This window comes from Allokutzneria albata (genome assembly GCF_900103775.1).
Taxonomy (GTDB): domain Bacteria; phylum Actinomycetota; class Actinomycetes; order Mycobacteriales; family Pseudonocardiaceae; genus Allokutzneria; species Allokutzneria albata.
Map to the genome: position 1 here is coordinate 2,175,636 of NZ_LT629701.1, position 12,272 is coordinate 2,187,907.

Genomic DNA, 12,272 nt, shown 5'->3' on the forward strand with positions numbered 1-12,272 from the left:
GGCTGAACCTCCTTTCGGCGAATCTTGCGCGAACGCCTCAGGGACGCCGTGGTCGGAGCGCGGCCGCCGACGCCCGGTCCCCCTGCTCGCGCACCGCGGAGAAGACTCCAGCCAACCGCGCGTTCAGCGGGCGGTATGCGGTCAGACGTGGACCACGGCCTCCCCAGTGGGCTCTCCGCGCTTGAGCAGGGCGGAGATCGCCGCTGCCAGGGTCAATGCGACGCCGGCGACCACGAACGCCAGCGACATGCCGTTGACGAAGGTGAGGTGGCTGGCGTGCGTGATGGCCTGGGCGGTGGCCGGTGCCGTGCCCGGCGGGATCACCACTCCCCCTTGCGCCACAACGGTTTGCCATTCGGCCACCTGGGCGGGGGTCGGCGTCGGGGCGCCCGCGGCGGTGAGCTGACCGGCGAGGTTGCCGCCGACGTGACCGGAGACCACGGCACCCAGGATCGCCGTCCCGAGGGAACCGCCGAGCTGGAGCAGGGTCTGCTGCATGCCGCTGGCCACCCCGGCGAGGCTGACCGGCGCGTTGCCGATCACCGCGTCGGTGGCGCCGACCATGACGATGCCGAGCCCGGCGCCGAGCAGGGTCAGCCACAGCGGCAGCAGTCCGGTGCCGCCGTCGGCGCTCAGCGTCGCCATGCCGAACATCGCCGTGGCGGCGGACAGCAGCCCGCCCAGGATCGGCCAGCGCAGGCCGAACCGGTCGAACAGGCGGCTGGCCAGCGGCGGGCCGACCGCGAGCAGCGCGGTCAGCGGCAACAGCTGCAGCCCGGCCTCCAGCGCGGTGAACCCGTGCACGCCCTGCACGTAGAAGGTCAGGAAGAACATCACGCCGAACATCGCCAACGCCATGATCAGCATCACCACGGTGCCCACCGACAGCGGCACCGAGCGGAACATGCTCATCGGCATCAGCGGGTGCGGCGCGCGCAGCTGCCAGAGCACGAAGGCCACGCCGAACACCACCCCGGCCAGGCCGGGGACCACGGTCGCCGTGGACGTCCAGCCGTGCTCGGGGGCGAACACCAGCGCCAGCACGATCCCGAAGGTGCAGACGGTGAGCAGCGCGACGCCGAGCAGGTCGAAGGAGGACGAGTCGTCGGTGGGCCGGTTCGGCGGCAGGTAGCGCACGCCGAGGGTCAACGCGAGGACGCCGACCGGCAGGTTGACGAAGAACGCCGCCTGCCAGTCGAAGGAGGACACCAGCAGGCCGCCGACGATCGGTCCGGCCGCCGCCGAAGTGCCGATCAGGCCGGAGAAGACGCCGAGCGCGCGGTTGAGCAGGGTCGCCGGGAACGCCGCGCGCAGCATGCCGAGCGCGGCGGGCATCAGGGCGGCGCCGAACGCGCCCTGCACCACCCGGAACCCGATCAGCATGCCGGTGCCCGAGGACAGGCCGATGGCCACGGAGGACACGGTGAACCCGGCGACGCCGACCAGGTAGAGCCTGCGGTGCCCGAGCCGGTCGGCGAGCTTGCCCGCGGTGATCAGGCAGACCGCGAGGCCGAGCAGGTAGCCGTGGGTGACCCACTGCAGCTCGGCGAGCGTCGCGCCGAGACTGGTGCCGATCGCCGGGTTGGCGACGGCGACGATGGTGCCGTCCAGGGCGACCATCATGATGCCGAAGGCGATCACCACCAGGCTGCGCCACGGGTTCTCCTGCGGCGTGGTTCTCGGTTCGGCTGTGCTGGCGACGGACACCGTTCTCCTTCGGTCGGGATTCGGCGGGAGCATGACATCCCGGTCTGACAGTCAACCCGCGCGCGCCCGTCGGCGACACGGATTTTCCCCGAGGTGAACTCGGGGAATCCCCCGCGTTCACCGACGTTGGAACCCGTGTGGCGCTTCCTTCCCGGATCTCCGTGCTCGATCGCTCCCTGCTGCGCTCCGGCGGTGACGGGGGCGCGGCGCTGCGGGCGACCGTGCGCTTCGCCCAGCGGGCCGAGGAGCTGGGCTACCACCGGTTCTGGGTGGCCGAGCACCACGGCGTGCCGGGGGTCGCGGGCTCGGCGCCGACCGTGCTCGCGGCCGCGGTGGCGTCGGCGACCACGCGGATCAGGGTCGGCACCGGCGGGGTGATGCTGCCCAACCACCAGCCGCTGGTGGTGGCGGAGCAGTTCGGCGTGCTGGAGTCGCTGTTCCCCGGGCGGATCGACATGGGGCTGGGTCGCTCGGTCGGGTTCACCTCGGGCGTCCGCCGCGCCCTCGGCCGCGACAAGTCGGCGGCGGAGGGCTTCCCCGGCCAGCTCGCCGAGCTGCTGGGCTACTTCACCGGTCCGTCAGCGACCGGGGTGCGGGCGAACCCCGCCCTGGGCCTGCGGGTGTCGCCGTTCGTGCTCGCCACGGGCGCGGGCGCGGACACGGCGGCGGCTCTCGGGTTGCCCCTGGTGATCGGTGGCCCTCGCGTCGAGGAGCCGATCGCCCGCTACCGCGAACGGTTCCGCCCGTCCCCGTGGTCGGCCGCGCCGTACGTGGTGGTCTCGGCCACCGTCGCGGTCGCGGACACCGCTGAGCAGGCGCGGCGGCTGCTGGTCTCCGAGGCGTGGTCGACGGCGTATTCCCAGACCCACGGCGTGTTCCCGCCGTTGGCGCACCCGGACGAGGTGCTGGGCGCCGACATGACCGCGCGGGAACAGGAGCTGTTCGAGCGCGCCATGAGCAACCAGATCCACGGCACGGCACCGGAGGTCGCCTCGGCGCTGGAGAAGCTGACCCACCGCACGGGCGCCGACGAGATCCTGGTGACGACGAGCGGTTTCGACCGCGAGGCGCTCCTGGACTCCTATCGCGGGCTGGCCGGTCTGATGACGACCTTGCCGTGAACGAGCCCGGCCTCGCTCGCGCGGTGCACCTCGGCGAGGCCGGTGAGCGGATGCGAGCCGGTCACACCGACCCTCAGGACTCCCTGGTCCACCAAGCGAACCAGCTCGGCGAGCTGCGCGGGATCGTTGCGCGCCAGGACGTGCCGCCCGTCGGCCGGTACCGGCGTGGTCGCGGAGATCACCCGGCCTCCCTTGTCCAGCAAGGGGAACAACGTCTCCGAGGCGACCGGGACGAGATTGATCACGACATCGACCGGACCGGCGGCGTCGAGCGGGGTGGTCCGGTAGTCGATGATCTCGTCGGCGCCGTACCCGCGCACCGCCTCGGCGCTGCGCGCACTGGCCGTCGCGATCACGTGCGCTCCCGCGTGCTTGGCCAGCTGCACGGCGAAACCGCCGATCCCGCCGCCCGCGCCGTTGACCAGCACCCGTTCCCCGGCGGTGATGTCCTCGACGGTCTGCCACGCGGTGAGTCCGGCGAGCGGCAACGCGGCGGCTTCGGCCAACGGGATCGTGGTCGGCGCGGCAACCAGGCGGTCGGCGGGCGCGACCGCGAACTCCGAGGCGGCACCGCCGTCCAGCCAGCCGATCACGGGGTCGCCGTCGACGGTGCCCGCCACGTCCCACCCGAGCGCGTAGGGCAGCTCCACCGGGAACAGCTCGGCCAGGAAACCCGATCGCAGCGCGGTTTCCGTGGGGTTGAAGGAGTTCGCCTCGACCCGGATCAGCACCTCGCCGGAGCCGGGCACCGGCACGGGGACGTCGTCGACGCGGATGACGGAGGGGTCGCCGTGCCGGTGGATTCGCGCGCTCTGCATGAGGTGAACGCTAGGCATCGGTTGCGAGACGATCCATGCTTCACGATCCCGGTTTCATACGCGATCGTATTCTGACGCCGTGGACGTGCTCAGTGACGTGATCGCAGTGATGCGGACCGGCAAACCCGTGGCGGCGCGCGTCAGCCGGCAGGCGCCGTGGAGCCAGCAGTTCGCGCCGGTGCCCGGCGCCGCCGGGTTCCAGGTGGTGCTGCGGGGCACGTGCCGACTGCTGCGGCCGGACACCGAAGCACTGGAACTGCACACGGGCGACGTGGTGTTCCTGCCGGGCGCGCAAGGGCACACCCTCACGGGGCAACGGGAAGACACGGTCACGCTCTGCGGCGCCTATGAGGTCGTCCCCACCCGCGTCCACCCGCTCCTGCTCGACCTGCCCGAGGTCATCCGCTTCCCCGTACGCGACGAACTTCGCTCCGCGATCGGACTTCTGGACACCGAACTCCAGCGTTCACGCCTCGGCTCGGACGCGCTCGTCCCCGCCCTGTTGGACACCTTGCTGGTCTACCTCCTCCGCGCCTGGTTCACCGAACAGTCCACGAACGCGACGACGGGGTGGGCCGCCGCGCTCAACGACCCCGTGGTCACAGCGGCTTTGCAGGCCGTGCACCGAGATCCGGCCCACCCGTGGACGGTCGCCAAGCTCGCTGCCGAAGCCGGGCTGTCCCGCGCCCCGTTCGCCCGCCGTTTCGCCACGCTGACCGGGCGCCCGCCGATGGCGTACCTGACGTGGTGGCGCATGACCGTCGCCGCTCGGCGGCTCCGCGAGTCCGACGCGCCGTTGAGCGCGGTCGCGGGCGAAGTGGGCTACCGCTCGGAGTTCGCCTTCGCCGCGGCGTTCAAGCGCGAGCACGGCATCGCGCCGGGCCGCTACCGCCGCGACGCCACGGGTGAGGCGCACTAGGCTCGGTCCGAGAGGAGGACCGATGCGGCGACCCAATCCCCTGCTCTGGCTGTGGTACGCCTTCGGCGGCACGCTGCCGATGCGCTACCGCGACTGGGTGGTGCGCGACCTGACGTGCCGGACCTGGCTGGTGCGGCACTTCATCCGGGTGCTCGTCGTCCTCTCCCCCGTGCTCGCCGCGCTGTACCTGATCTTCGGTGTGGCCCTCGACGGACCGCCGGAGGTGGTGTTCCCCGCGCTCGCGCTCGGCCTGAGCGTCGGGATGTTCTACTCGCTCTCCTACGCGCCGGAGAGCACGGACATCCGGCTCACCAAGTACGGCTTCCCCCGCGGCCACGCCACGAAGTCCCGCGATTCCTAGAGCCGGCTGAGCGCCCCCATGGCCTCGCGCTCGATCCGTGCGAGATCACCGAGAACGGCGCCCGCCTGGTCGAGACGGCCCGCCGCGATCAGGTCCGCGACCTCCGTCCACAGGGTGGCCGCCTCGGTGTAGAGCCGGTGGCCCGTGCGCAGGTGGTCGCTGTCGATCAGGTCGGCGCACTCGCCGAGGAAGTCGCGGTAGAGGTTGCGGAACAGGGCGCCACCGGTTCCGGCCTTCTCCATCATGCGGGCGGCCTGCGGCAGGTCGCGCTCCGGGTCGTCGGTGCGCCGGAGCCAGGTCCGCACGAGCTTGCCCGCCTTCTCGATGCCCCGGTGGCCGAGGTTGGCGATGGGCGGGTCGAGGAACGCGTCGGCGCAGGCGGTGATCGCCGGGACGATCCGCTCCGGCAGGGAGGGCGGGTTCTTCGGGACGGTGAGGGTGAAGGAGCGGTGTTTGGCGGTCATCGGGCCGCGCGCCGCCCTGGCCTGGGCGAGGCTGCTCAGGCTGGTGGTCACCGCCCCGCCCTGCTGCTCGGTGTCCACCAGGTAGGCGGTGTCGTCGTCGTAGCCGTACATGGCGACGACGTGCCCGCCGAAGTGCACCTTCGAGCTGAAGTACTCCAGGTGGTAGCTGTCGAGCTGCAGTCCGACGGGGCGACCGGCGTCGATGGGGGCCGCCACGTTCTCCCACGCCTTGCGGGGTGAGGAGGTCTCCCGCACCAGGAGCTCCAGGTCGAGCCTGCCCGCGAGGCCGACGGTCAGCTCGAAAGGCTTGACCCGTCCCCCGAGGAAGGGGAAGCCCATGTTCTTGCTGTCCCAGTAGACGAAGGACAGTCCGGAGCCGAGGCCGAAGAGCATGGGCTCGGAGAGGTCGAGTCCTTGGTGCCGCAGCAGCACGCCGAGGGCGGTCGTCTCGCAGTGCTGCGCGCCGCGCGCGTCGATGTCCATCACGCGGCCATCGTGGACTCTCCCGCGAGGGGAGAGTCAAGGCCATGCCCTCCACAGTGGACGGACCTGCGCTGTGACCGATCGGTTACAGCTGGTCAAGACAGTCCACTGTGGTGTGTTCCACCTTGACTCGCCGACCCGCGTCAAGGTTGACTGAGCGCGCAAATCGAACACATGTTCGAGCGTCCGCCGACCTTCCCCGTGGCGGGTGTGCTCGTGAACCACGCGCGCCCACACACACGGCGAGGAGGTCGAGCTCGGTGTCCCTGGCCAGGGTCAGCACCGCCTCCGGCGAGGAGTTCGCCGGACGCACGCTCCCGGTACGACCCGAACTGCGGGCAGTCCTGCCGTGGCCGGGACTGCGGCGCGGCGCCACGATCGCACTGCGCGGATCGACCTCGCTACTGTTCGCGATACTGGCCTCCGCCACCACCGAAGGCTCCTGGGCCGCCGTCGTCGGACTCCCAGGGTTGAGCGTGCTGGCCGCCGCCGAAGCCGGAGTCGCGGTGCAGCGCATGGCGCTGGTACCCCGCCCGGGAACCCAGCTCGGCGAGGCCGTCGCCGCCCTCACCGACGGACTGGACCTGGTCGCCTTCACCGGCACCACCATGATCAACACCGCCCAGACCCGCACACTCGCCGCACGGGTACGCCAACGCGGGACAGTGCTGCTTCCCCTAGGCCCCTGGCCTTCCCCCGACCTCGAACTGCGCTGCGCCAACGGCCGCTGGTACGGCGTGACCACCGGGAACGGACACCTGCGCTACCGCGAAGTCGAAGTCCACGCCACCGGCCGGGGCGCCGCCGCCCGCCCCCGCTCGGCCCTGATGCGCCTGCCCGCCGGATGCGCCTGATCGTGGTCTGGTGCCCGGACTGGCCGGTCATCGCCGCCGCCGCAACGGCCGGGTTGCCTGCGCACGTGCCGATCGCGGTGATCGCGGCGAACCAGGTCCTGGCCTGCTCCGCCACCGCCCGCGCCGCGGGAGTGCGGCGGGGGCAGCGGCGCAGGCAGGCCCAGCAAGCGTGCCCGGCCCTGGAGGTGGTCGCCGACGACCCGGACCGGGACGCGCGGGTGTTCGAGCCGGTCGCGGCCGCGGTGGAGGAGCTGACCCCGGGCGTGGAGGTGGTCCGCCCCGGGGTCGTCGCCGTGCCGGCGCGCGGGCCGAGCCGCTACTTCGGCGGTGAGGAGGCGGTGGCCGAGCTGCTGGTCGACCGGGTCGCCGAAGCCGGGGTGGAGTGCCAGGTCGGCGTCGCGGACGGGTTGTTCGCCGCGACGCTGGCCGCGCGCAGGGGCCTCATCGTGCCGCCGGGCGGCAGTCCCGCGTTCCTGGCACCACTGGGCATCGACGAGCTGGACCAGCCCGCCGAGCGCCTTCCCGGCCGTGCCGAACTGGTGGACCTGGTGCGGCGCTTGGGTTTGCGCACCCTCGGCGAGTTCGCCGAACTGCCCGCGGCCGATGTGCTCAACCGCTTCGGCGCGGCGGGGGCGCTGGCCCACCGGCTCGCCGCGGGGCTGGAGGAACGCCCGCCGTCGCGACGCAGACCGCCGCCGGATCTGACCGTCGACGAGGAGTTCGACCCGCCCGTGACCCGGGTGGACGCCGCCGCCTTCGCCGCCAAGGCGATCGGGGAGCGGCTGCACGCCGAACTGGCCCGGCGGGGGCTGGCCTGCGTCCGGCTGGGCATCCGCGCGCGCACCGAGGGCGGCACCGAGCTGGAGCGGGTGTGGCGGTGCGCGGAGCCGCTGACCGTGGAGGGCGTCCGCGACCGGGTGCGCTGGCAGCTGGACGGGTGGCTGCGCGTGGCGGGCGACGGCGGCCTGGACGGCGGGATCGCCGAGCTGGTCCTCGATCCCCGCGAGGTCATCGGCGCCGACGCGTTGCAGCTGGACCTGCTCAGCGGGGAGGCGGAGACCTCGGCGGGCGAGCGCGCGGGGCGGGCGCTGGTGCGGGTGCAGGGGCTGCTCGGCCCGGAGTCGGTGTGGCGCGGGGTGCTCGGCGGCGGGCGCGGTCCCGGCGAGCGGGTGCGGCTGGTGCCCTGGGGTGATCCGCCCGTTCCTGAGCGGCCCGCCGAGCGGCCCTGGCCCGGGGCCGTGCCCGCGCCCACCCCCGAGCGCTTCGCCACCGGCCCGGTTCCCGTGACGGTGCTGGACGAGAACGGCGCGGAGGTGGGTGTCGACGAGCGGGACGAGCTGACCGCGACCCCGCACTCCGTGCTGGCCGGGCAGGGGCCACCGCGGCGGATCCTCGGCTGGGCCGGGCCGTGGCCCGCCGCGCCGCTGGTCCGGCTCCAGGTGGTGCTGGAGCCCAACAGCGAGGTGGGCGAACGCGCGCTGCTGCTGGCCGGGGACGGTTCCTCGTGGTGGGTCGAGGGGATCTACGAATGACGCCGCCTGCGCAGCGCCGCGCCGACGGACAGCACCAGGCCGACCGCGAGGATCAGCAGGCCGCGCACCCACACCTCGGCCTCCACCTGCGAAGCCAGCAGCACGCAGGAACCCACTCCCAGCACCGGGATCACCGCCGGAACGCGGAAGTGCTCGTGGTCGACCTCGTCCCGCCGGAGCACCAGCACCGCGATGTTCACCGCGAGGAACACCACCAGCAGCAACAGGACCAGCGTCGACGCCAGGGAGGCCACATCCCCGGTCAGCGCGAGCAGCAACGACATCACCGTGGTCACCGCGATCGCCACCCACGGGGTCCGCCGCACGGGCAGGACGCGGCCCAGCACAGCGGGCAGCAGGCCGTCCTTGGCCATGCCGTAGGCCAGCCGCGAGGACATGATCCCGGTCAGCAGCGCGCCGTTGGCCACCGCGACGAGAGCCACCAGGCCGAACACCCACGTCGGCACACCACCGGCGGCGCGCACCACCTCCAGCAACGGACCGCTGGAGTCCGCCAGCACGTCGGTCGGCACCACCATCGCGGCGACCGAGGCCACCGTCAGGTGGACCACCCCGGCGAAGGCGAGCGCCCCGAACAGCGCACGCGGATAGGACCGGCGCGGGTCCACGGTCTCCTCGGCGACGTTGACCGAGGTCTCGAAACCGACGAAGGAGTAGTACGCGAGCACCGCGCCGACCAGCATCGCCGACAGCGGCCCGTGCTCCGCCGTGCCCAGCTGCGCCAGCCGCCCCGGGTCGGCGTCACCCCTGGCGATCACCACCACCCCGAGCACGATGACCAGCAGCAGCCCGCCGACCTCCACCAGTGTCGCGATCATGTTGGCGCGCAAGGATTCCTTGACACCCCTGGCGTTGAGCAGCGCGAGCGCGGCCAGGAACACCGCGGCCACCAGGACGACGGGCAGTGTGACGAACTGGCCCAGGTAGTCCCCGGCGAACCCGAGCGCGAGCGCGGCCACCGACACCACCCCGGCGGCGAGCATGCAGAAACCCACCACGAACGCGGCGAACGGCCCGAACGCCCGCTGCGCGTAGTGCGCCGACCCGCCCGCGCGCGGGTACTTCGTCGCCAGCTCCACATAGGACCCCGCGGTCAGCATCGCCAGGGCCAGTGCGGCCAGCAGCGGCGCCCACACCGCACCGCCCGCCAGCCCGGCCACCTTGCCGACCAGCACGTAGACGCCCGCGCCGAGGATGTCGCCCAGGATGAACAGGAACAGCAACGGCGTGGTCACGGACCGCTTCAGCTCTGGGGCCATGCCGCGGAGAGTACTCCGGAGTTCGCTTTTCTAAACCAGAGTGACAATCCTTGTACGCGAGGCCAGAAACGTGCTCGCGGTCAAGCCGAACATCGCGCGGAAAGCATCGCTGAAGTGCCCCGGTGAAGCGAAACCCGCCTCCACCGCAGCCGTCGTGAGGTTGGTCCCCGCGCTCACGGACTCGGCGACGCGCAACATCCGCGCCCACAACCGGTATCGCCGGAAGCTGGTCGCGGCGTGCTCGGAGAACAGGTGCAGGAACCGTGACGTGGACAGGTTCACCGCCGCGGCGATCTCGGCGGCGCTCGCATCGCGAACCCGCAGAAGGGAGAACGCCTCCCCCACCCGCTCGTCGATCTCCCCCGGCTCCTCGCCGAGGAGTTCTTCCACCGCCTCGCAAGGATCACGGACGAGCCGGTCCTCGTCGCGGTGTCCGAAGTGGACAGATGAATGCCGCTCGGTCATGGCGGAGCGCAGCTCACCGACGCGATCCAGGTAGCAGAACAGCATCCTGCCGTCCCCGGCGACGAGGTGGTGCGGGGTGCGCGCGCCGATCAGGGCGCTGCGCACCCGGCGTTCCCCGGTGTCGGCGGACCGGAGGACGAACGGCGCGTCCACTCCGAGGGCGAAGCAGTGCACGGAGCCGGAGTGGGTGTCCAACCGGAACGACGGCCCCAGGTAGGCCGCCCGTCCTGGCCGCAACCACAGCGTCGGCGGACAGCACGTTTCCGGAAGCGCGGCGGTGTCCACACCGCAGATGATCGCAGAATGCGAAGGGAACGAATCGCCCAGGCGCTGCTCGTGGTGGCCGGGCTCATCAACATCGCGCCCTCCTTCGGCGCGATCTCCCTGGACCTGGCGCGGTCGGCCTACGGGGTCGACATCGCCGGGGCCGACATGGAGGCGCTGTTCCGGCACCGCGCGGTGCTGCTCGGCATCGTCGGGACCACCCTGGTCGTCGCCGCGTTCCGGCCCCGCCTGCGCGCCGCGGCGATCACCGCGAACGCGGTGAGCTTCGGCTCGTTCGTCCTCTGTGGACTGGTCGGCGGGCAGCTGAACGCGGAGCTGACCAGGGTGGCCTGGGTCGACGTCGCCGGGCTCGGCGTCCTAGCAGCCTGTGCCGCCACGAAGGCCGAGCGAGTCGTGGATGATCCCTAGGTAGCGACAGCCGTCCCGCGCGTTCGGCTCGATGATGCCGCCTTCGTGCCACTCGTTCCACGCGTAGATGCTGACGAAGTTGTCCACCGCGGAGATCCGCTTCGACCCGGCGATGTCCTTGCGCAGCTTGGAGAGCACGTCGGCGAACAGCTCCGGTGTCTGATCCGGGTAGAAACGGATCTTCGACCGGTCCGCGATCAGGTGCGGGTAGCGCGGCCGCTCGTCGAAGTTCTGCGCCGCGCACCGCATGAACTGCGCGGGCCCCTTGGCGAGGTACTCGGGAAGCGTTGCGGCATAACGGGCGTAGGACTTCTCGTGGTCGATGCGGACGCCGCAGTAGGCGCCCTCCGTTCCCCACCGCTCGGGGGCCGTGGGATCGAGCATGGCCTCCCAGTAGCCGAGCACCATGACGTCCTCACCCAGCGCCGCCTTGGTGCGCTCACGCACCAGGGAGACGAACTCGCGGGTGTCGGCGTCCGAGCCGCTGCCGATGCCGCGCCGGTCGCACAGGGTCAGCAGGAGCCTGCCGTCGTTGGCGCGCAAGAAGTTCGGCTGCCGGAAGTGGCGGATGAACTCGTCGGCGACCGTGGTGAAGTCCTCCTTGGGAATCCCCAGGTTGCCCCAAGGGTGCGCGCACACCGTCAGCGTGTAGTCGATGTCGAGCCGGTTGCGTGCTGCCCCGAAGGCGTTGAGGGAGACCTCGAAGCGCTCCGGCTGCTTCTTCCGGCCCGTGTCCCAGTACCAGTAGAACTGGAAGAAGTCGAGGCCCGCGCCGGTGGCCTGGCTGATGTGCTTCTCCAGCGTCGCGGGCTGGGAATCGTCGTAGAACCCGATCGACGGGCTCAGGTGCGAGAAGTCACCGGTCCAGCCCTGGGTGTTCTGCGGGACTGCGGGATCGCGACCGGAGAAGTCCCGCACTCCGCCCCAGAAGTCGCCTTCGCGCTTGAACACCCGCTTCGTGGCAGCGATGACGTCGGTCGAGGCCGGGTTGAAGGTGCCGAAGTAGATCGCGCCCGCGCGGATCCACTCCGCGTGCCCCCAGCCCAGCGGGCCGTCCACCCGGTAGCCCTGCCCGGTCAGCTCGGCGCTGCGGGACTCCACGGCCACGCGCCACTCACCGGACTTGCTGAAGCGCAGCAACCGTTGCATGCCGGGCTGCGCCGCGCTCCACAGGTGTCCGGCAGTGCCCTCGTCGGTGAAACCGTTCTTGACGAGCGCATCCCGCTCCGACACCGACGCGGTGAGCAGGTAGCCGCTGCCACCCCGCAGCCGGAACACCGGCTGGGAACCGGGGAAGGGCGCGGTGCGCCAGTACCCCGCCTGGCCCGGCTCGCGGGTGAAACCGTGCCCGCTGACCGCGCCCGCCGCCTCGCGCGGCGAGAGCGTGTAGAACCGCCCGCCCGCCGGAGTGCGCAGTTCGATCATGGGCACCGGGTCGGTGACCTTCGCCGGAGCCGCCTTGGCGTTCTCCGGGACCCCCAGGCCGGTCACAGCGACGACCGCGGCTGCCGCCACGGCTACGAGACGTCTCAGCACGGCGCACAGCCTAGATGCCCTTCGGGGCAACGGCTGACG

12 protein-coding genes are annotated in these 12,272 nt (G+C 72.0%); 6 read left to right on the forward strand and 6 right to left on the reverse strand.

All coding sequences use genetic code 11. The features are described 5' to 3' along the window. Positions 1-141 precede the first annotated feature (141 nt). Positions 142-1,707, reverse strand: a complete 1,566-nt coding sequence (locus tag BLT28_RS09825) for a DHA2 family efflux MFS transporter permease subunit (protein WP_043813566.1) — start codon at positions 1,705-1,707, stop codon at positions 142-144. Positions 1,708-1,844: 137 nt separating this feature from the next. Between BLT28_RS09825 and BLT28_RS09830 the strand changes: the two genes are divergently transcribed. After that, positions 1,845-2,828 carry an MsnO8 family LLM class oxidoreductase gene (locus BLT28_RS09830; protein ID WP_030432631.1) on the forward strand — a complete coding sequence of 328 codons (984 nt, stop codon included), beginning with the start codon at positions 1,845-1,847 and terminating at the stop codon, positions 2,826-2,828. Here the strand turns inward: BLT28_RS09830 and BLT28_RS09835 are convergent. Further along, positions 2,789-3,646, reverse strand: a complete 858-nt coding sequence (locus BLT28_RS09835) for an NADP-dependent oxidoreductase (protein ID WP_030432632.1) — start codon at positions 3,644-3,646, stop codon at positions 2,789-2,791. The two genes, BLT28_RS09830 and BLT28_RS09835, sit on opposite strands and share 40 nt — an antisense overlap. A gap of 79 nt (positions 3,647-3,725) precedes the next feature. Here BLT28_RS09835 and BLT28_RS09840 point away from each other — a divergent pair, with 79 nt between their 5' ends. Together BLT28_RS09840 and BLT28_RS09845 are read left to right on the forward strand one after the other, a co-directional pair. Then, positions 3,726-4,565, forward strand: coding sequence for a helix-turn-helix transcriptional regulator (locus tag BLT28_RS09840; protein WP_030432633.1), 840 nt, complete (start codon positions 3,726-3,728; stop codon positions 4,563-4,565). Positions 4,566-4,587: 22 nt separating this feature from the next. Beyond that, a complete protein-coding gene (locus BLT28_RS09845; RefSeq protein ID WP_030432634.1) occupies positions 4,588-4,926 on the forward strand; it encodes a DUF5313 family protein in 339 nt (112 codons plus the stop codon). Here BLT28_RS09845 and BLT28_RS09850 read toward each other — a convergent pair. Continuing rightward, positions 4,923-5,873, reverse strand: a complete 951-nt coding sequence (locus tag BLT28_RS09850) for a BtrH N-terminal domain-containing protein (protein ID WP_030432635.1) — start codon at positions 5,871-5,873, stop codon at positions 4,923-4,925. The genes BLT28_RS09845 and BLT28_RS09850 overlap by 4 nt on opposite strands. A 260-nt stretch (positions 5,874-6,133) precedes the next feature. Between BLT28_RS09850 and BLT28_RS09855 the strand changes: the two genes are divergently transcribed. Both BLT28_RS09855 and BLT28_RS09860 read left to right on the forward strand, forming a co-directional pair. Then, the gene (locus BLT28_RS09855; protein WP_083383702.1) at positions 6,134-6,727 is read left to right on the forward strand and encodes a hypothetical protein; all 594 of its coding nucleotides are present in this window, start codon (positions 6,134-6,136) and stop codon (positions 6,725-6,727) included. Further along, complete coding sequence (locus tag BLT28_RS09860; protein WP_043814131.1) at positions 6,718-8,259, forward strand: DNA polymerase Y family protein; 1,542 nt, start codon at positions 6,718-6,720, stop codon at positions 8,257-8,259. The genes BLT28_RS09855 and BLT28_RS09860 overlap by 10 nt, the downstream gene beginning before the upstream one ends. Here BLT28_RS09860 and BLT28_RS09865 read toward each other — a convergent pair. Both BLT28_RS09865 and BLT28_RS09870 read right to left on the reverse strand, forming a co-directional pair. Beyond that, positions 8,250-9,539, reverse strand: a complete 1,290-nt coding sequence (locus tag BLT28_RS09865) for an APC family permease (RefSeq protein ID WP_052408190.1) — start codon at positions 9,537-9,539, stop codon at positions 8,250-8,252. The genes BLT28_RS09860 and BLT28_RS09865 overlap by 10 nt on opposite strands. A 30-nt stretch (positions 9,540-9,569) precedes the next feature. Next, positions 9,570-10,289: a helix-turn-helix domain-containing protein gene (locus tag BLT28_RS09870; protein ID WP_231950706.1), complete on the reverse strand. Its 720-nt coding sequence runs from the start codon at positions 10,287-10,289 to the stop codon at positions 9,570-9,572. A gap of 18 nt (positions 10,290-10,307) precedes the next feature. On the opposite strand from BLT28_RS09870, the gene BLT28_RS39980 reads away from it, so the two are divergent. After that, complete coding sequence (locus BLT28_RS39980; protein ID WP_156051804.1) at positions 10,308-10,697, forward strand: hypothetical protein; 390 nt, start codon at positions 10,308-10,310, stop codon at positions 10,695-10,697. Here BLT28_RS39980 and BLT28_RS09880 read toward each other — a convergent pair. Continuing rightward, positions 10,647-12,233 (reverse strand): glycoside hydrolase family 99-like domain-containing protein, encoded by a 1,587-nt coding sequence (locus BLT28_RS09880; protein WP_156051806.1) that lies wholly within the window; start codon positions 12,231-12,233, stop codon positions 10,647-10,649. The two genes, BLT28_RS39980 and BLT28_RS09880, sit on opposite strands and share 51 nt — an antisense overlap. Between the last annotated feature and the right edge of the window lie 39 nt (positions 12,234-12,272).

Excerpts from the sequence above, each read along its gene's own strand:
- BLT28_RS09850 (WP_030432635.1), bottom strand. The coding sequence starts at position 5,873 with ATGGACATCGACGCGCGCGGCGCGCAGCACTGCGAGACGACCGCCCTC.
- BLT28_RS39980 (WP_156051804.1), top strand. The coding sequence starts at position 10,308 with ATGCGAAGGGAACGAATCGCCCAGGCGCTGCTCGTGGTGGCCGGGCTC.
- BLT28_RS09865 (WP_052408190.1), bottom strand. The coding sequence starts at position 9,539 with ATGGCCCCAGAGCTGAAGCGGTCCGTGACCACGCCGTTGCTGTTCCTG.
- BLT28_RS09845 (WP_030432634.1), top strand. The coding sequence starts at position 4,588 with ATGCGGCGACCCAATCCCCTGCTCTGGCTGTGGTACGCCTTCGGCGGC.
- BLT28_RS09860 (WP_043814131.1), top strand. The coding sequence starts at position 6,718 with ATGCGCCTGATCGTGGTCTGGTGCCCGGACTGGCCGGTCATCGCCGCC.
- BLT28_RS09835 (WP_030432632.1), bottom strand. The coding sequence starts at position 3,646 with ATGCAGAGCGCGCGAATCCACCGGCACGGCGACCCCTCCGTCATCCGC.